Below are 24,718 nucleotides of genomic sequence, written 5' to 3'. Positions count from 1 at the left end.
GGGGCTCAGAAGGACGGCTTGGCGACCATCAGCCATACGATCCCCAAAACGGCGGCGAAGGCTGGAAAGCCTAAAACGAACCACAGCCGGAAGAGCCGGAAATAGCGTTCGGGTAATGGCGTGCCGGTCACGACCGCCTGGATCGCCAGATCTCGCAGGCGTAACTGGATCCAGACCACCGGCAGCCAGCACAGGCCGGTGATGACATAGAGCGCCAGGCTCAGTCCAATCCATCCCGCTAAAAGCCGATAGCCGGCCAGATGGGCTAGGCTCGCGCCCGTAATAGGCTGCAGGATCACGGCCGAGGCCGTGAATACGGTGTCGGCTAGCACCACGACCCCGGCTGTATGGGCGACCAAGGCCGGATCTCGGGTCCGATGGGCCATCAGCATGAAGAAAGCGATGCCCGCGCCCGTGCCCAGCAGCACCGTCGCGCCGATCACGTGGGCGACTTTGACCAGCACGTAAAGGTCCATCAGCGTTCATCCAGCGTAGTCAGGGCGGCCAGGGCCAAAAAGCCGGCCGGAACGCTCTTCAGCAGCGGTCCCATAGGGTCCAGCCACAGGTCGGGACGCACCACTGCGCCGCCGATCAGGTACGCGGCCGTGACCAGCGGCATTGCTTGCAAGGCTCTGCCGGTGGTTGGTCGATAGGCCAGCATCAGGGCCAGGGTCATGTCGACCAGGCCGCCGACGACGACCGCCGCGGTGGCGGGGGCGACGTTCATGCCCGAAGCGGTAAGGACTCCGACGGCATCGCGGAAGCCGACGGTTAGTCCGATCACTCCCGACAGGAACCAGAAGGCGAACAAGCAGACCAGGATAGCGGGCTTGGCGAAATACGCGCGGGCGAACCAGCGCTCTTGAACGCCCGATGGGGCGGCGGCGAGCAGAGCGTCGAAAGATCGCGGCTTCCAGTCCAGGCGCGCGGCGTCCTCGGCGCGTCCGCGAACGCCCATCCGAAGCTGTTCAAGAGCGGCTGTGCGCATGGGGCTACGCCAACCCAGCCAGGACAGGGCGTCGCTGGCGGCGGCGGTCGCTCCGGCGAGGTAGGAGGGCAGGCGCAGGACCGGGGCCGGCGGCAAGCCTAGCCAGCCGCGCAGGCGCGTCACCAGATCGACCAGACTCAGGGCTTCTTCGTGAACCAAATCCAGGCTGACCCGCGTCGGCGCCTCGTCGGTCAGACAGCGCGCTACCGCCAGCGCCAGGTCCTCGGCCCCGACGACCTGGACTCGGCTTTCGCCATGCGCCACGAGACTGACGCCTGGAAATCCCGCCAGGCCCCGGAGCAGAGCCGTACCGCCATAGGCCGCCGGGGCGAATACCAGGCCGGGGCGCAGAATGATCCAGTCGGTGGAGGCCTGGGCCAGCAGGCGCTCGGCTTCCAGCTTGGTGTCGTTGAAGGCAGTGACCCTTTCAGGCCCGACCCCAGCCGCCGAAACATGCACGATCCGTTGGACCCCAGCGACCTCGCAGGCCTGGATGAGGCGGCCGACGCCGTCGACATGCACCGCCCTGAGATCATCGCGAGGGCTGTCCTGCAAGGCGCCCGCGCAGTTGATGACGGCATCGACGCCGGCCAGTAGAGCCGTCCAGTCCTCAACGCCGCAATCGGCGAGGTCGGCGCGCTTCCAGTCCAGAGCGGGAAGGCGACGGCGCGCCGCTTCGATATTCCGGCCGATACCGACCACGCCATGACCGTCGGCCACGAGCCGCGCTGACACGTAAGAGCCGACAAGCCCGTAGGCTCCGATGATCGCGATGCGCATCACCGAGGCTTAGCGTGTGGGCTCCGGAGGTGAAAGCGCCCGCTCTACCGTATCACCCTGAAAAACCGGCCCCATTGCAGGTCCAGCCAGGTCCAGGGCTTCAGGATCGAGGCCCCCGGCTTCCAAGACAGCAGGACGATCTTCGCCCGGCCGACCAGGTTCTCGGCCGGCAGCAGGCCGACGCCGCCCATCGCGGGAGAGAACCGGCTGTCCAGCGAGTTGTCGCGGTTGTCGCCCATCACGAAGTATTGGCCCGGCGGGACGACATGGACCTCGGTGTCGTCGCCAGGCTGTCCGGGGCCGCCGTCATAGGTGACGTAGGCGCGGCCGTTCGGCGTCGTTTCGCCGACTTGCAGGACGGCGCGATCCGGGGCGTCATGGTCTTGGGTCAGGCCGATCGCGGTCTGGGGCAGGGCGGTTCCGTTGACGAAGACCTGGCCGCGCCGGATCTGAACGTGGTCGCCCGGCAGGCCGATCACGCGCTTGATCCAGGTCTGGGACGGATCGCGCGGCGGGCGGAAGACCACCACGTCGCCGCGCTGGGCCTGGCGCCCCAGGAAGCGGCCCTTGAAGAGCGGCGGGTTCAGCGGAAACGACGCCCGGCTCCAGCCGTAGGCCAGCTTGGAGACGACGATGTAGTCGCCGGTCACCAAGCCGGGCTCCATCGACGACGAGGGGATGGTGAAGGGCTGGAACACCACGATCCGAAGCACCAGGGCTATGCCGAGCGCGACGGCGACGGTGCGGATGATCTCGAGCATCTCGCGCCAGAGGCTGGCGGCGGGCGAGGCGGAGGGGGCGGTGGTGTCGGTCATGCGCCCATCGGGCCCCGCGCCGTCTTGGAAGGCCAGCGATGCCTTGTCCGGACGCGCCCTGAATCGTGTCCGGACACGAAACGGAGAGGCCCTTCACTTTGCTTGCGAAGGGGGCTTGTGGCGAAGCCAGCGGGCAACCTACGGTGAAGGTCCGCTCGTCGGGGAGCGCGCCTTATTCGGGATCGTCATGCACAAGCTTTTCGTGTCCGCCGCCGTCTCGGCTCTGCTGGCGGTGTCGCCCGCCGTCGCCGCCACGCCCGCCAAGTCGCCGCCGAAGGCCGCCGCGAAGGTGACCGGCGCCCTGGCCGCGCCTCTGCCGACCATCGATATCCCCTACACCCGCTTCCAGCTGTCCAACGGCCTGACCGTCATCGTCCACGAGGACCACAAGGCGCCAATCGTGGCCGTGAACGTCTGGTACCACGTCGGTTCCAAGAACGAGCCGGCGGGCAAGACCGGCTTCGCGCACCTGTTCGAGCACCTGATGTTCAACGGCTCGGAGCACTTCAACGACGACTGGTTCAAGGCGCTGGAGAAGGTCGGCGCCACCGACATGAACGGCACCACCAACCAGGACCGCACCAACTATTTCGAGAACGTGCCGACGGCCGCCCTCGACCAGGTGCTGTGGCTGGAGAGCGACCGGATGGGCTGGCTGGTCGGCGCCATCGACAAGGCCAAGCTCGACGAGCAGCGCGGCGTCGTCCAGAACGAGAAGCGCCAGGGCGAGAACCAGCCCTACGGCCAGGTCTGGAACCTGATCACCGACAGCACCTATCACCGCGACCACCCCTATGGTCACACGGTGATCGGCTCGATGGCCGACCTGGACGCCGCCTCGCTGGACGACGTCAAGACCTGGTTCAAGACCTATTACGGTCCGGCCAACGCCACCATCGTCCTGGCCGGCGACATCACCGTCGCCGAGGCCAAGGCCAAGATGCAGAAGTATTTCGGCGACATCCCCTCGGGCCCGCCGGTGGCGCGTCAGAAAGCGTGGGTCGCCAAGCGCGCCGGCTCGCAGCGCGCCGAGATGCAGGACCGCGTGCCGCAGACGCGAATCTACAAGGTCTGGAACGTGCCAGGCGACGGGACCGCCGACGCCGACTATCTGGAACTGCTGAGCGACGTGCTGGTCTCCGACAAGACCTCGCGCCTCTACAAGCGGCTGGTCTATGGCGACCAGACCGCCACGGCCGTCGGCGCCTCGATCTCGGCCAGCGAGCTCTCCAGCCTGTTCGTGGTCACCCTGACGGTGAAGCCGGGCGGCGATCCGGCGGCGGTCGAGAAGGCCTTCGACGAGGAATTCCAGCGCCTGCTGCGCGACGGCCCCACCCCCGAAGAGGTGGCCAAGGTTCGCACCAACAATCTGGCCAGCTTCGTGCGCGGCGCCGAGCGGATCGGCGGCTTCGGCGGCAAGTCCGACATCCTGGCCCAGGGTCAGGTCTTCCAAGGCCGTCCCGACGCCTACAAGGACACCTTGGAGCGCTACCGCGACGCCAAGCCTGCCGATCTGCTGGCGGCCGGGCGCAAGTGGCTGACCGACGGCGACTTCACGCTGACCGTCACGCCGTTCCCGAACTACCGTCCCGCCGCCGCGGGCGCCGATCGCAAGACGATGCCGGAAGTCGGGGCGATCAAGGCGCCGGCGTTCGCCAAGCTGCAGCGCGGCGTTCTGTCGAACGGCCTGAAGGTGATCGTCGCCGAGCGGCACGATACGCCGCAGATCCAGTTCAACCTGCTGTTCGACGCCGGCCTCGCCGCCGAGGCGGGCGCCAAGCCCGGCGTGTCCAGCCTGACGGTCGGCATGATGAGCGAGGGCACCACCCATCGCGACAACCTGACCCTCAGCCGCGAACTGGCCCAGCTGGGCGTCAATCTCAGCGCCAGCAACGGCCTGGACACCTCCAGCGTGTCGCTGAACACCCTGACCGCGACGCTGGACCCGGCCCTGGCGATCTATGCCGACGTGCTGCGCAACCCGGCCTTCACCCAGGCCGATCTCGAGCGCCGCAAGAAGCTGTCGATCGCGGGCATCCAGCAGAGCAAGCAGAACCCGAACGCCATGGCCTCGCGGATCCTGCCGGTTCTGGCCTATGGCCCGAACAGTCCGTACGGCCTGCTGTCGACCGAGGCCACCGTCGGCTCGATCACCCGCGACGACGTGGTCGACTTCCAGAAGACCTGGCTGCAGCCGAAGGGCGCCACCCTGATCGTGGTTGGCGACACGACGCTGGACCAGATCATGCCCAAGCTCGAGGCCCAGCTGGGCGGCTGGACCGGCGCGCCGGCCAAGACCAAGCCGCCGCTGACCGGCGCGGGCGGCAAGGGCGCGGTCTATCTGCTCGACCGTCCCGGGGCCCAGCAGTCGACGATCATGGCCGGCGATCTGCTGCCGGCACGCGATCCGGCCGACGAGGCGGCGATCGACGTGATGAACACCGTGTTCGGCGGCGACTTCGTCTCGCGCCTGAACATGAACCTGCGCGAGGACAAGCACTGGTCCTATGGCGCCAGCAGCAGCATCCGCTCGGCGCGCGGATCGCGCCTGTTCATCGCCGCCGCGCCCGTCCAGACCGACAAGACCGCCGAGTCGTTCGTCGAGGCGCGCAAGGAGCTGACGGGCATCGTCGGCGACAAGCCGATCACCCCCGCCGAACTGGCCAAGGCCCAGAACAGCCTGACCCTGTCGCTGCCGGGCTCTTGGGAGACCGGCATGGGCGTCGGCCGCTCGATCGCCGAGCTGGTCAACTTCAACCTGCCCGACGGCTACTTCGACGCCTATCCGGGCGAGGTGAGGGCGGTGACCGTCGACGCCGCCACCGCCGCGGCCCGCAAGGCGATCAAGCCGGACGAGCTGATCTGGGTGATCGTCGGCGACCGGGCGACCATCGAGCCCAAGCTGCGGGCCCTGGGCCTGGATCCGAAGGTGATCGACGCCGACGGCAAGCCGGTGAAGTAGGCGCCAATAGAAAAGGCCGGGAGGTCGCCCTCCCGGCCTTCCTTTCGCGAGGTCAGATGCCCTTTAGAAGCGCTTCTTGACCGACAGGAACACCTGACGCGGCGGCGCGGTCAGCACGGTTTGCGCGTCGCCGGTCGGGTCGCTGTTGACGAAGCCGCCCGAGCCGATGGTCGAGATATAGTCCTTGTTGGTCAGGTTGGTGACGTTGATCTGCACCTCCAGGCCCTTGCCCCAGCCCTCTTCGGCGAAGCGATAGCCCAGGGTCAGATCGGCCACGGTGGTCGACGGCGCCAGGCCGCCGATGTTCTCGTAGGTGTAGTAGCGCTCGCCGGTATAGGCGACGCCCAGCTTCCCGAAGAAGCCGTTCTGGTCGAAGCTGATCTCGCCCTTGAAGATGTTCTTGGGCGTGTTGACGACCGTCTTGCCCTTGGTGCGGGCTTGCAGCTTGCCGTCCAGCGAGACGACGTCGTTGTCGTATTTGGAGTCGTTGTAGGTGTAGGCCCCGTAGACGCTCCAGGCATCGGTCAGGCGGTAGGTGCCCGCCAGTTCGATGCCCTTGGTCTCGACCGAGCCGACGTTCGACAGCACCGGGGCGTTGCCGACGATCGCCGAGCCTTGCGCCACGGCCAGCAGGCGGTTGTCGAAGGCGACATGGTAGGCCGCGGCCACGCCTTGGAACCGCTCGGTCCGGTAGCGCGCGCCCAGTTCGAAGGTCTTGGAGCTTTCCGGCGCCAGGGTCTTGGCGATGTAGTTGACCCGGTCTTGGTTCTGCGAGGCGAACGGACCCGAGGTGGCCGCCGAGACATAGGCGCCCATGTTCTCGGTATAGCCGCCGAACACCTCGAAGTCGGGCGAGGCCTTGTAGACGAAGCCGACCTGCGGGAGGAACTCGTCCTTGCTCTCGATCTGTCCGGTCAGCGGGTTGCCGGCCACGGTCTTGACGCTGTTGGTCACCTTCATCGACTTGAAGCCGAAATTGATCTTGAAGGCGTCCGAGAGGGTCCACTCGTCCTCGATGTGACCGGTCCAGGTCTTGGTGACGAACGCGTACTGCCACTGGGTGAAGAACGGGTTCGACTGGAAGCCGAGCGGGTCGCGCGACGGCGCGGCGGCGGTCTCGCCGTAGAAGCGGCGCGCCTGGTTGAAGTTGTTGACCTCGTGCCAGAAGCCGCCGCTGAGGCGGTGCGCGCCCAGGTCCGCCGTCAGGCCGGCGATCACGCCGCCGCGGTCGATGTCGTACTCGGTGGTGCGGATCGACAGCGGCGCGGCGGGCGAGCCGGCGGTCCCGAAGCCCGGGGTCGGGACATAGGGCGTGTACCACAGGCCCTGGCCCTTATTCTTGTGCTGGTAGGCGGTGGCGTCCAGCTTGACGTGGTCGGCGAGCTTGACGTTCAGCTTGGCGCCGTAGAGGTCGTCGTCGCGCACGCCGGCCCCGGCGTAGTAGGCGTCGTCGACCGTCTGGAACGGCGCGGGCAGCGGCGCGCCGGTCAGGTAGGCGCGGGCGGCGGCGATGGCCAGGGCCCAGTTCGGCTGGGTGTTGTCCCAGTCGCGACCCAGGCGCTTGATCATGTTGAACGACAGGTCCTGATAGTCCTGCTCGCGACGTTCCGAGCGGTGGTAGAAGGCGCTCAGGTCGCCGCGGTCGCCCAGCGGCATGACCAGCTTGGCGTCATACTGGCGCTGCTTCTGCTGGCCGCCGCCCTTCCACTTGTCGCTCTTCTGGTCGGCGACCGAGACATAGCCGCGCAGACCGCCCAGCTGTTCGATCGCGCCGGTTTCGAACCGGCCGAAATAGCGGTGCATGGCGTCCGAGCCGCCGGTCAGGTCGAGCTCGCCGCCCAGGGTCGCTTGCGGATCGCGCGAGAAGAACTGCAGCGTGCCGCCCAGGTTCGAGGTCGAGGCGGTGCCGAGGGCGCCGGCGCCCTGGGCCAGCTCGACGCGGCCGATGTTCTCGCTGGCGATGGCGCGGCTGATGTGCAGGCCGTTGTGGTTGCCGTAGCTCATGTCGCCCAGCGGCACGCCGTCGAGGGTGAAGCCCAGCTGGTTCTGGTTGAAGCCGCGGATCGAGATGCGCGTCGACCACTCGTAGGCGCCGAAGGCGTCGGCCGACTGGAAGGTGACGCCCGGCAGCTTGTCGATCGCCTTCAGGGCGCTGGTGCCGGCGGCTTCGAGGCCGATCGTGTCGTCCTTGAGCGTCTGAACCTGGCGGCTCTGGCCCTGGCCGATGATGATCACCGTGTCGAGCTCGGTGTTCTCGGCCGGCGCGGCCGGCGCGGCGGCGGCGTCGCTCTTATCGGCCGCCAAGCTGGGCGAGGCCGCCACGATCACCAGGGCGCCGATCGCGGCGCTCAGCAGCAGATGGTTCTTCATTGGATATCCCCCTGTTCGCGGCGCGGGTCCCGCCGACGCCTGCGGAGGGTCGGCTAACAGGGGTGTGCGACGGGACGGCGAAGGATCCGTGTCGGCTTTCCGACACTGACGCGACGGCGGCGCGCCGCGCGTCGCGGACGCCGAGGCGCCGCGTGATTGCACGAAGGGCCGGGGACGGCTATCTCAGCCCCCAATCCCCGAAACCCTCGTCCAGCGAGCACGCGAGCCTCATGGCGCAGCAATATATTTTCCAGATGCAGGGCCTGACCAAGGCCTATCCCGGCGGCAAGAAGGTCTTCGAGAACATCTGGCTGTCGTTCTATTCCGACGCCAAGATCGGCGTCGTGGGCGTCAACGGCTCGGGTAAGTCGACCCTGCTGAAGGTCATGGCCGGCCTCGACAAGGAGTTCTCGGGCGAGGCCAAGGCCGCCGACGGCGTCAAGCGCGGCTATCTTCCGCAGGAGCCGCAACTGGACCCGAACCTCGACGTCTGGGGCAATGTCATCGCCGACTGCGAGGACAAGAAGGTCTTCGACAAGTACAACGAACTGGCGGCCAAGCTCGGCGAGGAATACTCCGACGAGCTGATGGACGAGATGACCAAGCTGCAGGAGATCATCGACGCCAAGGATCTGTGGGACATCGATTCCAAGATCGAGATGGCGATCGACGCCCTGCGCTGCCCGCCGAACGACGCCAATATCGAAAAGCTGTCGGGCGGCGAGAAGCGCCGTATCGCCCTGGCCCGTCTGCTGCTCAGCAAGCCCGACATGCTGCTGCTCGACGAACCGACCAACCACCTGGACGCCGAGTCCGTGGCCTGGCTGCAGCACCATCTGGAAGAGTTCCCGGGCTGCGTGATCCTGGTCACCCACGACCGTTACTTCCTGGACCAGGTCACCAAGTGGACGCTGGAACTCGATCGCGGCAAGGGCATCCCCTACGAGGGCAACTATTCCGGCTGGCTGGAGCAGAAGCAGAAGCGCGTCGTCCAGGAACAGTCGGAGTCCGAAGCCCGTCAGCGCGCGCTCACCCGCGAACTGGAATGGGTCCGCTCGGGCGCCAAGGCCCGCCAGGCCAAGTCCAAGGCCCGTCTGGCCGCTTACGAGAAGATGGTCGCCGACCAGGAAAACGCCAACAAGGCCCAGACCTACGCCCACATCCAGATCCCGCCGGGCCCGCGCCTGGGCAATCTGGTGCTGGAGGTCAACGGCCTGGAGAAGGAGTACGGCGACAAGGTCCTGTTCAAGGATCTCTCCTTCAAGCTGCCGCCCAACGGCATCGTCGGCGTGATCGGTCCGAACGGCGCCGGCAAGTCGACCCTGTTCAAGCTGATCACCGGCCAGGAGACCCCGGACGCGGGCACCGTGCGCCTCGGCGAGACGGTCAAGCTGGCCTATGTCGACCAGTCGCGCGACGCGCTGGACCCGAACAAGACCATCTGGGAAGAGATCAGCGGCGGCACCGACGTGATGATGGTCGGCAAGCGCGAGATCAATTCCCGCGCCTATGTCGGCAGCTTCAATTTCAAGGGCAGCGACCAGCAGAAGAAGGTCGGCCTGCTGTCGGGCGGTGAGCGCAACCGCGTCCACCTGGCCAAGACCCTGGCCGCCGGCGGCAACCTCGTCCTGCTCGACGAACCGACCAACGACCTCGACATCGAAACCCTGCAGGCCCTGGAAGAGGCGCTGGAAGAGTTCGCCGGCTGCGCCGTGGTCATCAGCCACGACCGCTGGTTCCTGGACCGCCTGGCGACCCACATCCTGGCCTTCGAGGGCGATAGCCACGTCGAATGGTTCGAGGGCAACTTCGAAATGTACGAGGAAGACAAGAAGCGCCGCCTGGGCGCCGACAGCCTGATCCCCAAGCGCATCAAGTTCCAGAAGTTCGCGCGGTAACGGGACTTCCCGACGATCAGACGGGCGGTGGTCGCAAGGCCGCCGCCTTTTCTTTGCGTTTTGCGCGGATCTTTTGATTTAGTGGGTTGTTAAACTCAACCCCACATAGTGTATTACCGGTTCTGGTTTCGCGTCAGGGTCGGGTGGGTTTCGTGAGCACTTTTCAGACGATCGCCACCGGCGATCTGAAGGACATCGTCCTAAGCAACGACGGCAAGATCGCCTACGTCTCGAACAGCGATGGCGTCGTCAACGCCTTCAATGTGGCGACGGGGGATTTCGTCGCGCGCTGGAAGGTGGGAACCAACCTGGGCGGCATGGACCTGTCTCAGGACGGCCGCTACCTGGTGGCGACCGAGCAGACCTTCACCAGCACCCCGTCAGGCTCCAACCAGATCGCCACGGTCACGGTTCACGTGCTGGACCTGACGACCAATCAGGTTCGCGACTACACGACGACGAAAGACAACGGCAAGCCCTACTACGACGCCGTGTTCCTCTCGGACGGCAAGATCATGCTGTCGGATGGCGCGTACTGGGGCCAGTTTGCGATCCTTGATCCGAACTCGGGCGCGTTCCAGCGTTCAAGCGAAACCTATTCCGAGCAAGGGGTGCTCTCGGCCTCGATCGACGGTTCCAAGGTGATCTTCGCGCCGCAGGACATCTCGGACATGCCCATCTTTGTCTACCAGACAAACAAGGGCATAACGGCCTCGCACCAGAACTATCAGGATGGCGTTCAGGGCTACAATTCCGGGTTCCAGGCGATCTCGCCTTCGGGCGACCTTATCGTCCAGCATGGAAACATCTACGATGGAAACCTGAAGTTCAAAGGCACGCTGGCGACCTTCCAGAAGGAAACGATCTATGCCGTCGGCATGGCGTTCAGCGCCGATGGGTCCAACCTCTACGTCCTCGACCGGAACACGGCGAATATTCTGCAGTTGTCGACGACGGACTGGTCGATCCAGAGGACATTCTCGTCCGGCCTGGCCCAAAATGCCTACTACTCGGACCTTTTCAACGGGGGCGCCTACGGCGATCGCGTGACGGCCTCCGCCGACGGCAAGTACCTGCTCGTCATGAGCGACAAGGTCGTGAACGTCATCAATCTGGCGACCGTCACCAGCCCGGACGGCACCGATCGCGCCGACACCCTGACCGGCGACGCCTCGGCGAACGTCATCCACGGCTATGGCGGCAATGACGTCATAGACGGCGGGGCCGGCAACGACACCCTCTATGGCGGCTACGGCGACGACCGGCTGATCGGAGGGGCGGGCGACGACACCTTGGACGGCGGCGCGGGCTTCGACCTGGCCGACTATTCCACGGCGACGAGCGCGATCAAGATCGACCTGAGCTCGACCTATGTCCAAGACACCGGCGGCGCTGGACGCGACATCCTGACCGGCATCGAAGGCGTGATCGGCAGCGCCTTCGCCGACACCTTGACCGGCGACGCCAACGCCAACCGCCTCGAAGGCGGCGGCGGAAACGATGTGCTCAAGGGGGCGGCTGGTTCGGACACGCTGCTGGGCGGGGACGGGGACGACATCCTGAACGGCGGGAGCGGGGACGACGTCCTCGACGGCGGCGCCGGCGTGGACATCGCCTCCTACGAGGGCGCGACGGCGGGAGTCCGCGTCGATCTGAACAAGACCGGTGTCATTCAGAACACGCATGGGGATGGCCTGGACACGCTGACCGGCATCGAGGGGCTGAGGGGCTCGGCCTTCGCCGACGTGTTCCAGGGGACCGCGGCGGATGAGACCTTCCAGGGCGGTGGGGGCGACGACGTCATCGACGGCGGCGGCGGCATGGACACGGCCATCTATGGCGCGGCGTCTTCCAACTATAGCTGGGTGCGCAACGCCAACGGGACCTGGACGGTGCGCGACCTGCGCGCCACGGGCGGCGAGGGCTCCGACACGTTGCTGAACGTCGAAAAGCTGCAATTCACCGACAAGACCGTGACGCTGTCCTCTTCGGACGCGAGCGTGACGGTGAAGGACGTGGCGCCGACGGGCGCCGTCGACACCATCGCCACCGGCCAGATCGTCGATGTCGTGCTCTCGCCCGATGGCAAGACGACCTATGTCTCCAATCGCGAAGGCTATCTGGCGGCTCTGAACACCGCGACGGGCGACGTAATCTCGAAGTGGAAGGTCGGCTCGCAGCTGGCGGGCATGGACGTGTCGGCGGACGGCCGGTACGTCGTCGTCGCCGACCGCGCGATCGAGAACGTGACCAACAGCGCCACGGGTTCGACGGCCACGAGCAAGCTCCACGTGCTGGACACCCAGACGGGTCTCGTCAAGGACTACGCCCTGACTGGCAGCTACGTCTCGGGCTTCTACGATGTGGCCGTCACCAGCGATAACAAGGTGATCGTCGGGCAGACGGGCTTCTGGGGCGACACGGCGCCCATCACGCTAGACCTGGCGACGGGCGTGTTTTCCGGCTTTAGCGCGCCCAACACCCTCTATGGCTGGCTGGTGGCGAGCGACGACCACAGCAAGGTGCTTTTCAGCGACAGCAGCTCCGATGGTCCGCTTTACATGTATGCGGCCGGCGCCCCTCGGCAGACCGCCTTCCACGGCATGTACGCCGACGGGGTCTATGGCTACGGCAACGCCGTCACCGCCATCTCGGGCAACGGAAATCTCGTCGCGCAGTTCTCCGGCGGCCTCTATGTCTATGACGGCTCCCTGAAGTTCATCGGCGACATCGCCAAGACGCATCCCGAACTGGGGACGGGCGTCTTCGGCATGGATTTCAGCGCCGACGGGCAGCACCTCTACGTGGTCGACGCCACGACGGACCGGATCTTCCAGTACGCCACGGGGTTCTCGGTCGGAAGCTGGGCCCTGGAGCAGGTCTATTCGCTCGGGGTCGATGTCGGTCTCAGCCCATCGGGCTACTATGCGGCGGGGTTCGGCGACCGGGTGCTGGTCAGCGCTGACGGGGCGCGGATGGTGATCAGCAGCGACACCAGCGTCGTGTCGGTCAATCTGTCGACCCTGAAGGCCGATGGGGGCACGGACAACGCCGACACCCTGATCGGGACCAGCGGCGCCGACCGTCTGGAAGGCTTCAACGGCGATGACACGATCTCCGGCGGCGCGGGCGACGACATCCTGCTCGGCGACAACGGCAACGACGTTCTGGCCGGCGGCCTCGGCAACGATCGCCTGGACGGCGGGGCCGGGAACGACTGGGCGGACTATCGCGACGCCATCACCGGCGTCACCGTCAATCTCAACCTCACCTCTGCGCAGGACACGAAGGGCGCGGGGGTCGATACGCTGAACAGCCTGGAGAACCTGTTCGGTTCGGCGTTCAGCGACACCCTGATCGGAGACGCCGGCGCCAATCTGATCATCGCCGGCGCGGGCAACGACATCGTGCGCGGCGGCGCTGGCGGCGACACGCTCACGGGCGACGCCGGCGACGACATCCTGAGCGGAGACGCCGGCGACGACATCATCTACGGCGGCGCGGGTTTCGACATCGCGTCCTACGAGACCGCCTCCAGCGGCGTCACGGTCGACCTGACGAAGGCCGACGCGCCGCAGAATACCCGAGGGGCTGGCGTTGATTTCCTGGACGGGATCGAAGGCCTCAAGGGCTCGGCCTTCGCCGATGTCCTGACCGGCGACAGCGGCGTCAACACGCTCGACGGCGGCGCGGGCGACGACACCTTGTCGGGCGGCGGCGGCAACGACACGCTGATCGGCGGCGCGGGCAACGACGTGATCGACGGCGGCGACGGCGAGGACGTGGCCGTCTACTCCAGCTGGGCGTCGAACTATTCCGTGGTCAAGAACGCGGACGGATCGACGACCGTCACCGACCTGCGGACCGGATCGCCGGACGGCGTCGACCGTCTGGTCAATGTCGAAAACATCGTCTTCGCCCCGACCCCCTCGGCGAGCGAGATCTCGAACGAGATGATCGCCATCCTGCGGCAGGCCTACACCAGCAGCGCGGCCCTGACCGCGATGCTGGAGGACCTGTTCAAGCGGTGGGGCGCTGGCCAGCTGACCGCGGACCAGGTCACCGCCGAAATCATCAAGACTGCCGGCGCAACGACCTCGGTCGCCACGCTGGCCTATGAGTTCTTCACCGGGAAGATCCCCGGGCAGGCCGGGATCGACTACCTGGTTTCACCGACCGGGCCGAACGCCAATAACCTCAACAGCGCCTACTACCAGAGCTTCAATCTGGAGAACCGCTACATCAATTTCGCCGTCAACCTGGGCAAGCTGGGCGAGGGCAAGGACGCTTTCCTGGCCAAGTACGGTTCGATGAGCCTCTTCGACGCCACGCGCGAAGCCTACAAGACCATCTTCGGCGCCGCGCCGACCGACGCCAAGATTCACGCGTTGATCGACACGCGCGTCGACTATTTCGCCGCCTATGGCGGCGACGGCGCCGGCGGCATCGGGACCAAGGCGGCGATGGTCGGGTGGCTGCTGGCCGAGGCTCAGAAGGCCGATCTGGGCGTCATGGTCCGGTCCAACGACGCGTGGCTGACGGACCTGGCGGACGGCTTGGCGCCATTCGCGATCGACATCCTCGATCCCGCCAAGGGCTACTACAAGGGCGACTTCGTCTTCGGCGGCGCCTGACGGGCCCCGGGGCGGCGCGCCGCCCCGGAGGATCAGGTTACTTCGGTTCGGTCGGCGGGGTCGTCGGCGCGGTCGACGGCGACCCCGGCTGATTGGACATCGTCGTCGAGTCGCCGGGTTGCGGCGTCGCGTTCGTCGGCGGCGTCATCGGCATGCTTTGCGGCGTCGTCGACGACGAGGAGGACGGATTCACCGAGCTGTCGGTGGAGGTCGACGAGGACGAAGTCGTCGAGGAGTCGGTCGTCGAGCCGCTCATCGTCGATCCGCTCATCGTCCCGCCGTTCGAGGACGGAACCGTCGCCGAGGTGTCGGTCGAGGCGCCGGTGCTGGCGGAGCCCGCCCACCAGTCGCGGCTGGCCCGCGTCTTCGGCGAGGCCTTCATATAGGCGTTCAGCTGGGAGTAGGGGATCGGCTGCTTGGGGCCGGCCGTGGCCGACGATCGGGACTGGGCCAGGGCCGAACCGCCGGCCACCAGCATCGAAAGCGCCGCGGTCGCGGCGAGCGTCTTGGTCAACATGGAGGTTTCTCCGAATGAGGCGCGCCTTCTGGGACGCCACCGTGTGAAACCCTTGGCGGCGCGCGTTGTTCACAGCTTGGCCGCGCGAACCGACGCTCGCGGCGGGGAACCGTCGTCCGAAGCCCCGGGTTCTTGGCGGGCGCCATCCCGCCACGAGGACATATCCCATGACCGATCAAACCCTGTCCGGCCGCAAGGTCGCCGTGCTCGCCACCGACGGCTTCGAGCAATCCGAACTGGAAAAGCCCGTCGAGGCTTTGAAGGCCGCCGGCGCCCAGGTCGAGATCGTCTCGCCAAAGGCGGGCGAGATCCAGGGCTGGGAACATCACGACAAGGGCCGCGCCGTGCCGGTCGACCGTGAGCTCAGCGCCGCCGATCCCTCGACCTACGACGCCATCATGCTGCCGGGCGGGGTGATCAACCCCGACGCCCTGCGGCTTGAGCCCAAGGCCATCGACTTCATCCGGCACTTCGTCAGCGAGAAGAAGCCGATCGCCGCGATCTGCCATGGCCCCTGGACCCTGATCAACGCCGGAGCGGTCGAGGGCCGGGAGATGACCTCGTGGCCGTCGCTGGAGACCGACCTGAAGAACGCCGGCGCCAACTGGGTCGACCGCGAGGTGGTGGTCGACGACGGCCTGGTCACCTCGCGCAAGCCCGACGACCTGCCGGCCTTCTGCGCCAAGATGATCGAGGAGTTCGCCGAGGGGCGTCACTAACGGCGATCCACGTCACCAGACCGTGAAGGCCCGTCCGCTAGCGGCGGGCCTTTTTCGTTGCTTAGCTGCGGGCAACAGGCGGCAAGAGCAGCCTACATTACGGAGGACACCCATGCCGCAGACGCCCGTGGACAAGCCGCACGTCCTGCTCTCGCACGAGATGCTGATGCCGCTGCAGCCCTTGCTCGAGGGCGCCTACACCGTCCATCGGCTTTGGGACCACGCGGACCGGATGGCGTTTCTCGAAGGGCCCGGACGCCAGGTGCGGGCCATCGTCCACGCCGGCGAGTTCGCCCTGTCGCGCGACATGCTGTCGGAGATGCCGCGCCTGGGCCTGATCGCCTGTGTCAGCGTCGGCTATGACGGGGTCGACGTGCCGTGGTGCAAGGCGCACGGCATCGCCGTCACCCATTCCACGGGCCTGAACGCCGCCGACGTCGCCGATCACGCGGTGGGCCTGGTGCTGGCCGCCTGGCGCGGCATCGTCGAGGGCGACCAGCGCCTGCGCTCCGGCCACTGGACCCACGCCGAGCGCATGGCGCCGCGCCACGGCCTGCGCGGCCGCAAGGCCGGCATCGTCGGCCTGGGCCACATCGGCGAGGCCGTGGCCCGCCGCCTCGCGGCCTTCGAGATGAAGATCGCCTGGTGGGGGCCGCGTCCGAAGGACAGCGACTATCGCCGCGCCGAAAGCCTGATGGCCCTGGCGCGCGACAGCGACGTGCTGGTCGTCTGCGCCCGGCCCGACGCCAGCAACCGCCACATGATCGACAAGGCGGTCATCGAGGCGGTCGGGCCCCAGGGCCTGATCGTCAATGTCGGGCGCGGCTCGCTGATCGACGAGGACGCCCTGATCGCCGCGCTGAAGGCGGGGACCCTGGGCATGGCCGCCCTCGACGTCTACGAACAGGAGCCGACCCCGCCGGCCCGCTGGGCCGGCGTGCCCCACACGGTGCTCACGCCGCACACCGCCGGCGCGACCCTCGACAGCATCCCGGCCATGGTCAACCTGACCCTGGAGAACCTGCGCCGCTACTTCCACGGCGAGCCGCTGGCCTCGCCAGTGGCGGCCTAGGAGCGCTTGACACCGGGCGGCGAAGCTTTATCGCCGAGGTTGTTGGCGTTCAGCTTAAGCGACAGGTCGAGATGGTGGTTTCGTTTGGCCTGTCCGTGATGGCCTTCGCGTACGCCGAGGTCCAGGCGACCGCGCCAACCCCGCCGCCGCCCACGCCGGCCCAGTCCAGTCCGCCGCCCTCCAATTCGACCGCGCCGAACAGCGTGGAGGGCGTGGTGGTCTCCGCGCCTTCCACGGACGGCGTGCGGGCCAGCATCGACCGCCGCAGCTACAGCCTTTCCGGTGACCTGCAAGCGACGACGGGTTCGATCGGCGACGCGCTGGGGAACCTGCCGTCGGTCGAGGTGGACACCCAGGGGAACCTGTCGCTGCGCGGCGACTCGAACGTCACCATCCTGGTCGACGGCAAGCCCTCCGGCCTCTTCAAGGGCGCCGGCCGGGCGGCGGCCCTGCAGCAGCTGCCCGCCAGTCAGTACGCGCGGGTCGAGATCATCACCAACCCCTCGGCCGCGTTCGACGCCAATGGCTCTGGCGGCATCATCAACCTGATCAGCAAGAAGACGAAGGGCGCGGGGCGGACGGGCACGCTTCAAGCCAGCGCGAGCAACAAGAGCGACGCCAGCGCCAGCGCGGCCATCGGCTACAACACCGGCAAGCTGTCGCTGAACGCCGATCTCAGCGCGCAACGCGACGTGCGCACGATCCGGATCAGCAATCATCGGGTTCTGTCCGGCGGCGTCGAAAGCGACAACGTCCGCCGCGCCCGCCCGGTGACTGAGACCGTCACGGCGCATGTCTCGGCCGATTACGACCTCGACCCGCGCACCAAGTTGTCGGCCGAGGCGCATGCGATGGAGATGGATTTCACCAGCCATCCCACCGATGACTTCGTGGTCCGCTCGCCGGTCGGTGAGCGTCGCTCCGCGCGCGAGGGCCGGCGGACCAATTGGGTCCATGACGACGAGATCGACACTCAGCTGGTCCGACGGTTCTCGGGCGAGGATCACGACCTGACCATCGCGGCGGTGCGGGGATCGACGATCAACAAGGACCGCCAGCCGTTCGCCTACAGCCTGGGCGCGCCCTCGACCGGCGCCTACGAGGCCTTCGACTTCGATCAGCACCAGACCCTGACGCGCCTCTCGGTCGACTATCGCAAGCCGCTGCCGAAGGACGCCAAGCTGACCGCCGGCGGTCAGGTCGAGGACGACGGTTATCTTTACGAGAACAGCGGCGCGCGGGGCGCCAACGCCGCTATGGCGACGCTGGATCCCGGCCTGACCAACCGCTTTCGCTATGGTCGGGTGGTGTCGGCGGCCTATGCGACGGCGGAGCGGCCGTTCGGCAAGCTGACCGCTCAGATCGGCTTGCGGGTCGAGCACGCCCGCGTCAGGACCGAACAGCTGACCCTGGGCGGCGTGCGGCGAAACAGCGAAACGCGCGCCTTTCCGTCGCTCTATCTGGACTATGGGCTGGACGACAAGACGCGCCTGAGGGCCAGCTACGCCGAGAGGATCGAGCGCCCGGACCCCGACGACCTCAACCCCTTTCCCAGTCGCGACGGCGCGCTCGCCGTCACGGCCGGCAATCCGAACCTCGGGCCGGAGCTCACCCGCAGTTACGAGGTCTCCTACGAGTATCGGGACGGCCCTACCTATCGGCTGGCGACCCTTTTCCTTCGCGACATCCGCGACACCGTCACCGACATCGTCACGCCGCTGGATGGCGGCGTGCTGCTGTCGACCAAGGAGAACCTCGGACGCAAGCGCAGCGCCGGCCTCGAGCTCTCGTCGGGCGGACGCCTTGCGCCGAAGCTGACCTATACGCTCAGCGCGACGGCGACCTATGTCGAGATCGATCCGACCAGCCTCGCCGTCGGCCCCAAGCGTTCCGCGGTGCTGATCGGCGGCAAGCTCAATCTGAACAGCCAGATCACCGCCGACGACCTTCTCCAGTTCAACCTCGTCATTCGCGCCAGGCGACTGACGCCTCAAGGCTACGGGCTTCCTTACGGCCGGCTCAATCTCGGCTATCGGCGCAAGATCAACGACCGGCTGTTCCTGGTGGCCAGCATGCGCGACGTCTTCAAGACGGGGTGGCGCGTGCGAGACTTCATTGATCAGCCCGGCCTCATGCAGCGCGGCGAGTACGTCTACGACCCGCACCGGATCACGGTCGGCTTCTCCTATGCCCTGGGCGGCAAGGCCAAGAAGGCGCCGAGCCTGGACTACGGCTCCTAACCGGCCGGAAACGGCGTCGCGAACGGCTCGGGCTCCAGACGCAGGCCGTTCGCGAGCAGGCTGACGGTGCGGTAGAAGCCCGCCAGCATCATCAGTTCGATGCGGGCTTCCTCGGAGAAGGCCTCGGCGAGCCGGCGCCACAGGTCGTCGTCGATATCGGCGCGGGCGTTCACCGCGTCGCAGAAGGCGATCAGCAGCGCCTCGCGCGGCCCCCAGCAGGAGGCGACGCCGGGCTCGACCGTGGCCGCCAGCTGTTCGGCGTCGAGCCCGGCCGCCGCCGCGAAGATCGCCGCGTGCACGCCCCACTCGTAGCCGCAGCCGTTCAGGGCGCAGACACGGTGGATGACGATCTCGCGCTCCCGCAGGGTCAGATGACCTTTGTCCAGCAGGCCCGCGCCGGTGAACCGGGCGAACAGCCGCTCGTCCCGGGCCAGGGTTCGGAACAGCGACAGCGCCTGGTCGCCGGGCGTCTTCAGGCGCTCCAGCGTCCGCGCGACGCTGGGAGCATAGGGCGCCTTCGCGGGTTCGATCCTCGGCGACATCCCGTCCTCCTTTGTGCTACAGAATTTGTATCATGAAGGACCGTGACGACGCTACAAAAATTGAAGCGCCTCTTCCTGGGCGCGTCGTGCGGGGGTCGGAGACCGGCAAGCCGATCATGGCGGCGCTGGATCTCCTGGGGCGGCGCGGCGCGCTGCGCATTGTCTGGGAATTGCGCGAGGGTCGCGTGCTGACCTTCAGGGCGCTCCTGGCGGCGGCGGGGCTGCCGCCCGGCACGCTGAATACGCGCCTGGCCGAACTGCGCGCCGCCGACGTCGTGACCGCCGATGGCGGTTATCGGCTGAGCGCGCGGGGCGCCGAGCTGATCGTCGCCCTTTGGCCGCTGATGGCCTGGTCCGAGGCCTGGGCCGACTCGCTTCAGCCTTGAGGCCGGCGGGCCAGGGTCACGCCTTCCAGCAGGATCGACGTATGATGGTGACCGCTGATCGGGCTCATGAAGTCGCCCTGGGCGACGATCGGCTTGCCCATCAGCGGACGATAGCGGGCGAAGTCCTCGGGCGACAGGATAAGCTGGATCTCGCGCACGTCTCGCGCGCCCCCGCCGGTCTCGGGATCGTTCGGGTCGTCCGCCACGCAGATCGGGCGGGCCAGGCGCAGCAGCCAGTAGCGCTCGGGCCGATCGCCGTCCTTGATCGACTCGAAGTTGGGCGGCCCGGGGAAGGTGCGGGCGACCAGCACGCCCTCGAGGCGTTGTGGACCCGCATGAGGCAGGCAGTTCGGCGCGGAAAGCAGCATCAACGCGGCAAGAAGCATGGCGGGGCCTCGAAACCTTGCTAGGCTTTCAGGGTCGCAGCGTTGGGAGGCGTGAAAATGGCCAAGGTGCTCGGACTGGGCGGTGTGTTCTACAAGGCCGAGGATCCGGCGGCGGCGCGGGACTGGTATGCGCGCGTTCTGGGCTTCGACATCCACAAGTGGGGCGGGGCGGTGTTCAAGGCGCCGCGCATCGTCACCACCACCTGGTCGCTGTTCGGCGCCGACAGCCAGTATTTCGCGCCCTCGACGGCGCCGTTCATGATCAATTTCATCGTCGACGATATCGACGGGGTGCTGGCCAAGGCGGCCGCCGAGGGCGTCGAGCCCACGGGGCGCCAGGACGAGGACGGCATGGGGCGTTTCGCCTGGCTTATCGATCCGGCGGGGGTCAAGATTGAGCTTTGGGAGCCGCCAAAAGGCGAACCCGAGGCATAAGTTTCTCTTGCCAAATCGGACATAAAGATATCTTTATGTCCGTATGAAGCTTTCCGCCGAACAGGTCGTCGATGTGCTGCGCGCCGCGGGCGAGTCCACGCGCCTGCGTTTGCTGGCCCTGCTGGCGGCCGAGGAGCTGTCGGTGCTGGAGCTGTGCCGGATCCTCGACCAGAGCCAGCCCCGCGTCTCGCGCCACCTGAAGCTGCTGGCCGAGGCGGGGTTGGTCGAGCGGTTTCCGGACGGGGCCTGGGTCTTTTACCGCCTGGCCGCCAAGTCGCCGGGCCGGTTCCTGGTCGAGCAGGCGCTCGATCTGATCGACGACGCCGATCCGATCGTGCGTCTCGACGCCGACAAGCTGGCCGCCGTCCGCGCCGAGCGCTCGACCGACGCCCAGGCCTATTTCGCCCGCAACGCCGCCCGCTGGAACGAGATCCGCTCGCTCTATGTCGACGAGGCCGAGGTCGAGGCGGCGATCCTGCGGGCGACCGGGGAGGGGCCGTTCGACGAGATGGTCGATCTGGGCGCCGGGGCCGGGCGCATGCTGACCCTGCTGGGCAAGCGGGCGTCCAACGCCCTGGGGCTCGACCTCTCGCAGCAGATGCTGAACATCGCCCGCGACGAGGTGGCCAAGGCGGGCCTGACCGCCTGCGAGCTGCGCCACGGCGACATCTTCCGCACCGGCCTGCCGGGCGGCTGCGCCGATCTCGTCACCGTCCATCAGGTGCTGCATTACCTGACCGATCCGGCCAACGCCGTGGCCGAGGCCGCGCGCCTCGTCACCCCCGGCGGGCTGCTGCTGATCGCCGACTTCGCCCCGCACGACCACGAGTTCCTGCGCGAGGTGCACCAGCACCGGCGCCTGGGCTTCGACGACGTCGAGATCGTCACCTGGCTGCAGGCGGCGGGCCTGGCGCTGGAAAGCAATATCGCCTTGCCGCCGGCCACGGACGAAGGGCTGACCGTCAAGATCTGGACCGCGCGTCGCCCGGCCAAGGTCGTCGCCGAGAGGAGCGCCGCATGACCCTTCCGCCGACCCGCCGTGTCATCGGTCCCGTCGCTCGCGCCGGCGAGCGCGGGCAGAACTCCTCGGGCGGCCGCCCCCGCGTGTCGTTCGAATTCTTCCCGCCCAAGACGCCGCAGATGGAAGAGAGCCTGTGGCAGGCGATCACCCGCCTGGCGCCGCTCGACCCGGCCTTCGTGTCGGTCACCTACGGCGCGGGCGGCTCGACCCGCGAGCGCACGCACCGGACCGTCAAGCGCATCCTCGATGAGACGACCCTCAAGCCGGCCGCCCACCTGACCTGCGTCGGCGCCAGCCGGGAGGAGGTCGACGAGGTGATCCGCGACTACTGGCGCACGGGCGTTCGGCACATCGTCTCGCTGCGCGGCGATCCGCCGCCCGGCGAAGGCGGCATCGGCGGGGCCTATGTTCCGCGCGCGGACGGCTACGCTAACGCCACCGAGCTGACCCGCGCCGTGCGCGGCGTGGGCCCGTTCGAGGTGCTGGTCGGGGTCTATCCCGAGAAACACCCGGAGAGCCCGTCGATCGAGCACGACATCGACGTGCTGAAGCAGAAGATCGACGCCGGCGCGACCCTGGGGATCAGCCAGTTCTTCTTCGACCTCGACGCCTTCCTGCGCTTCGTCGACAAGGTCCGCGCGGCCGGGATCACCATTCCGATCGTGCCGGGGATCATGCCGGTGACCAACTTCAACGGTCTGAAGAAGATGGCCGCCGCCTGCCAGACGGCGATCCCGGCCTGGCTCGGCAATCTGTTCGACGGCCTCGAGGACGATGCCGAGACCCGCCGCCTGATCGCCTGCTCCGTGGCCGCCGAGATGTGCGCCAAGCTGCAGGAGCAGGGCTTCGAGGACTTCCACTTCTACACCCTGAACCGGGCCGATCTGGTCTACGCCATCTGCCGCGTGCTGGGCGTGCGCGAGACGGCGGCGACTTCGGCGGAGGCGGCGGCATGAGACGCGTTCTGATCGCATTGACCCTGGCTCTGGCCGCCGTCGCGCCCGTGGCCCGCGCCGAGATGCCGGCTAGCTGGACCAAGCCGACCCGGCCCTACCGCGTGGTCGGCAACATCTATTACGTGGGGACCGAGGGCATTTCGTCCTGGCTGATCACCTCGTCGGAGGGGCATGTCCTGCTCGACGGCGGTCCGAACGCGGAGGTCGGCAAGCAGATCGAGCGCAATATCGCCACGCTGGGCTTCCAACTGGCCGACGTTAAGATCCTGGCCAACACCCACGCGCATTACGACCACGCCGGGGGCCTGGCCCAGCTGAAGGCCGACATTCCGACCGCCAAGCTGTGGATCTCGCGTGGCGACGCGCCGGCCATCGAGCAGGGCCATCACATCGGCGACAATGAGAACGGCCCGACGCCGATGCCCCCCGTGAAGGTCGACAAGACCTTCGGCGACGGCCAGAAGCTGAGGCTGGGCGAGACCACTCTGGTGGCGCATCTGACGCCCGGCCACACGATCGGCTGCACCAGCTGGACCACGGCCGTCGTCGAGAAGGGCCAGCCCCTGACCGTGACCTTCCCGTGCTCGCTGTCGGTGGCCGGCAACGTGCTGGTCGGCAACAAGACCCACAAGACGATCGTCGCCGACTATCGCGAGAGCTTCGCCAAGCTGCGCGCCATCCCGACCGACGTGATGCTGCCCGCCCACGAGGAGCAGGGGAATCTGCTGGCCAAGCGCCAGAAGCAGCTGCGCGCCGTCCCCAACGCCTTCGTCGATCCGACGGAGCTGGCCCGGTTCGTCGACACGAACGAAGCCGCTTTCAACAAGGAACTCGCGCGCCAGCAGGCGGCGGGGGCCAAGCAATGACCGACCTCTCCGTCCGCGCCAATCGCGTCGCCGCCCTGAAGGCCGCCGCCAAGGAGCGCATCCTGATCCTCGACGGCTCCTGGGGCGTGATGTTCCAGAAGAAGGGCCTGTCGGAAGCCGATTATCGGGCCCAGCGCTTCGCCGCCTACAACGGCCAGATGAAGGGCAACAACGACATCCTGTGCCTGACCCGGCCGGATCTCGTGGCCGAGCTGCACGACGCCTATTTCGCCGCCGGCGCCGACATCTCCGAGACCAACACCTTCTCGGGCACCACGATCGCCCAGGCCGACTATCACCTGTCGGAACAGGACGTCTGGGACATCAATCTGGAAGGGGCCAGGATCGGTCGCTCGGTAGCCGACCGCTGGAACGCGAAGAATCCGGAGCGCCCGAAGTTCATCGCCGGCTCGATCGGGCCGCTGAACGTCATGCTGTCGATGTCGTCGGACGTGAACGATCCGGGCGCGCGCAAGGTGACCTTCGACCAGGTCTACGCCGCCTATCGTCAGCAGGTGGACGCCCTCTACCAGGGCGGTGTCGATCTCTTCCTGATCGAGACCATCACCGACACCCTGAACTGCAAGGCGGCGATCAAGGCCATCCTCGACCTGCGCGACGAGGGGCACGAGGAGCTGCCGATCTGGATCAGCGGCACCATCACCGACCGCTCCGGCCGCACCCTGTCGGGCCAGACGGCCGAGGCGTTCTGGAACAGCGTCAAGCACGCCAAGCCGTTCGCCGTGGGCTTCAACTGCGCCCTCGGCGCGGACCTGATGCGGCCGCACATCGCCGAGATGGCCCGCATCGCCGACACCCTGGTCGCGGCCTATCCCAACGCCGGCCTGCCCAACGCCATGGGCCAGTACGACGAGGAGCCGCACCAGACCGGCCACGCCCTGCACGAATGGGCCAAGGACGGTCTCGTCAACATCCTGGGCGGCTGCTGCGGCACGACGCCGGACCACATCCGCCACGTCGCCGATGAAGTGCGCGGCGTCGCGCCCCGTCAAATCCCCGAGCGCCCCAAGGCCATGCGTCTGGCGGGCCTCGAGCCGTTCGAACTGGCCTAGTGTTTTCGCGGCTCCCGTCTTCTCCCTTCCCCCTTTGATGGGGGAAGGGCGGGGATGG

18 protein-coding genes and 2 pseudogenes are annotated in these 24,718 nt (G+C 67.4%); 13 read left to right on the top strand and 7 right to left on the bottom strand.

The genetic code is table 11. The features are described 5' to 3' along the window. Positions 1-5: 5 nt before the first annotated feature. The 3 genes from Q0V34_RS07100 to lepB are packed head-to-tail and all read right to left on the bottom strand — an operon-like array spanning position 6 to position 2,583. Entirely contained in the window at positions 6-476 is a 471-nt protein-coding gene (locus Q0V34_RS07100) for a DUF2269 domain-containing protein (RefSeq protein WP_297509817.1), read from the bottom strand. Continuing rightward, the gene (locus Q0V34_RS07095; protein WP_297509814.1) at positions 476-1,768 is read right to left on the bottom strand and encodes an SDR family oxidoreductase; all 1,293 of its coding nucleotides are present in this window, start codon (positions 1,766-1,768) and stop codon (positions 476-478) included. Before Q0V34_RS07095 ends, Q0V34_RS07100 begins: the two co-directional genes overlap by 1 nt. A 44-nt stretch (positions 1,769-1,812) precedes the next feature. Next, positions 1,813-2,583 (bottom strand): signal peptidase I, encoded by a 771-nt coding sequence (gene lepB / locus Q0V34_RS07090; RefSeq protein ID WP_297509811.1) that lies wholly within the window; start codon positions 2,581-2,583, stop codon positions 1,813-1,815. A gap of 187 nt (positions 2,584-2,770) precedes the next feature. Here lepB and Q0V34_RS07085 point away from each other — a divergent pair, with 187 nt between their 5' ends. Then, positions 2,771-5,545, top strand: a complete 2,775-nt coding sequence (locus Q0V34_RS07085; RefSeq protein ID WP_297509808.1) for a pitrilysin family protein — start codon at positions 2,771-2,773, stop codon at positions 5,543-5,545. A 63-nt stretch (positions 5,546-5,608) separates the two neighbouring features. Here Q0V34_RS07085 and Q0V34_RS07080 read toward each other — a convergent pair whose 3' ends face one another. Next, positions 5,609-7,915 (bottom strand): TonB-dependent receptor, encoded by a 2,307-nt coding sequence (locus tag Q0V34_RS07080; RefSeq protein WP_297509805.1) that lies wholly within the window; start codon positions 7,913-7,915, stop codon positions 5,609-5,611. A gap of 230 nt (positions 7,916-8,145) precedes the next feature. On the opposite strand from Q0V34_RS07080, the gene ettA reads away from it, so the two are divergent. The 6 genes from ettA to Q0V34_RS07050 all read left to right on the top strand — a co-directional run bounded on the left by ettA (position 8,146) and on the right by Q0V34_RS07050 (position 18,995). Further along, complete coding sequence (gene ettA / locus Q0V34_RS07075; protein ID WP_297509801.1) at positions 8,146-9,813, top strand: energy-dependent translational throttle protein EttA; 1,668 nt, start codon at positions 8,146-8,148, stop codon at positions 9,811-9,813. Positions 9,814-9,965: 152 nt separating this feature from the next. Then, complete coding sequence (locus tag Q0V34_RS07070; protein ID WP_297509798.1) at positions 9,966-14,447, top strand: hypothetical protein; 4,482 nt, start codon at positions 9,966-9,968, stop codon at positions 14,445-14,447. A gap of 92 nt (positions 14,448-14,539) precedes the next feature. After that, entirely contained in the window at positions 14,540-14,833 is a 294-nt protein-coding gene (locus tag Q0V34_RS07065) for a hypothetical protein (RefSeq protein ID WP_297509795.1), read from the top strand. A gap of 298 nt (positions 14,834-15,131) precedes the next feature. Further along, complete coding sequence (locus tag Q0V34_RS07060) at positions 15,132-15,683, top strand: type 1 glutamine amidotransferase domain-containing protein (protein ID WP_297509792.1); 552 nt, start codon at positions 15,132-15,134, stop codon at positions 15,681-15,683. Between the two features lie 112 nt (positions 15,684-15,795). Next, positions 15,796-16,755, top strand: a complete 960-nt coding sequence (locus tag Q0V34_RS07055) for a 2-hydroxyacid dehydrogenase (protein ID WP_297509788.1) — start codon at positions 15,796-15,798, stop codon at positions 16,753-16,755. A 71-nt stretch (positions 16,756-16,826) separates the two neighbouring features. Beyond that, entirely contained in the window at positions 16,827-18,995 is a 2,169-nt protein-coding gene (locus Q0V34_RS07050) for an outer membrane beta-barrel family protein (protein WP_297509786.1), read from the top strand. Here the strand turns inward: Q0V34_RS07050 and Q0V34_RS07045 are convergent. Together Q0V34_RS07045 and Q0V34_RS07040 are read right to left on the bottom strand one after the other, a co-directional pair. Continuing rightward, positions 18,992-19,201: pseudogene (locus Q0V34_RS07045) on the bottom strand (hypothetical protein); the annotation flags it as partial. The gene Q0V34_RS07050 and the pseudogene Q0V34_RS07045 sit on opposite strands and share 4 nt — an antisense overlap. Positions 19,202-19,204: 3 nt before the next feature. Beyond that, a pseudogene (locus Q0V34_RS07040) lies at positions 19,205-19,537 on the bottom strand (carboxymuconolactone decarboxylase family protein); the annotation flags it as partial. Positions 19,538-19,569: 32 nt separating this feature from the next. On the opposite strand from Q0V34_RS07040, the gene Q0V34_RS07035 reads away from it, so the two are divergent. Continuing rightward, on the top strand, positions 19,570-19,923 hold the full coding sequence (locus Q0V34_RS07035) for a transcriptional regulator (protein WP_297509782.1): 354 nt from the start codon (positions 19,570-19,572) through the stop codon (positions 19,921-19,923). Here Q0V34_RS07035 and Q0V34_RS07030 read toward each other — a convergent pair. Continuing rightward, on the bottom strand, positions 19,914-20,309 hold the full coding sequence (locus Q0V34_RS07030) for a DUF4431 domain-containing protein (RefSeq protein WP_297509779.1): 396 nt from the start codon (positions 20,307-20,309) through the stop codon (positions 19,914-19,916). The genes Q0V34_RS07035 and Q0V34_RS07030 overlap by 10 nt on opposite strands. A gap of 57 nt (positions 20,310-20,366) precedes the next feature. On the opposite strand from Q0V34_RS07030, the gene Q0V34_RS07025 reads away from it, so the two are divergent. From Q0V34_RS07025 to Q0V34_RS07005, 5 genes are read left to right on the top strand one after another with little or no spacing between them, the layout of a single operon-like run. Next, on the top strand, positions 20,367-20,744 hold the full coding sequence (locus tag Q0V34_RS07025; RefSeq protein ID WP_297509776.1) for a VOC family protein: 378 nt from the start codon (positions 20,367-20,369) through the stop codon (positions 20,742-20,744). Positions 20,745-20,787: 43 nt separating this feature from the next. Then, on the top strand, positions 20,788-21,765 hold the full coding sequence (locus Q0V34_RS07020; protein ID WP_297509774.1) for a metalloregulator ArsR/SmtB family transcription factor: 978 nt from the start codon (positions 20,788-20,790) through the stop codon (positions 21,763-21,765). Then, positions 21,762-22,721: a methylenetetrahydrofolate reductase [NAD(P)H] gene (metF, locus tag Q0V34_RS07015; protein WP_297509771.1), complete on the top strand. Its 960-nt coding sequence runs from the start codon at positions 21,762-21,764 to the stop codon at positions 22,719-22,721. The genes Q0V34_RS07020 and metF overlap by 4 nt, the downstream gene beginning before the upstream one ends. After that, positions 22,718-23,587 (top strand): CAU/MBL1b family subclass B3 metallo-beta-lactamase, encoded by an 870-nt coding sequence (gene blaCAU, locus Q0V34_RS07010; protein WP_297509767.1) that lies wholly within the window; start codon positions 22,718-22,720, stop codon positions 23,585-23,587. The genes metF and blaCAU overlap by 4 nt, the downstream gene beginning before the upstream one ends. Next, positions 23,584-24,660 (top strand): homocysteine S-methyltransferase family protein, encoded by a 1,077-nt coding sequence (locus Q0V34_RS07005; RefSeq protein WP_297509764.1) that lies wholly within the window; start codon positions 23,584-23,586, stop codon positions 24,658-24,660. The genes blaCAU and Q0V34_RS07005 overlap by 4 nt, the downstream gene beginning before the upstream one ends. Positions 24,661-24,718 lie beyond the last annotated feature (58 nt).

It is taken from the genome of uncultured Caulobacter sp., from assembly GCF_947036865.1.
Taxonomy (GTDB): Bacteria; Pseudomonadota; Alphaproteobacteria; order Caulobacterales; family Caulobacteraceae; genus Caulobacter.
Note: the sequence above shows the minus strand (reverse complement) of the source record. Positions and strands in the feature narration are given on the sequence as shown.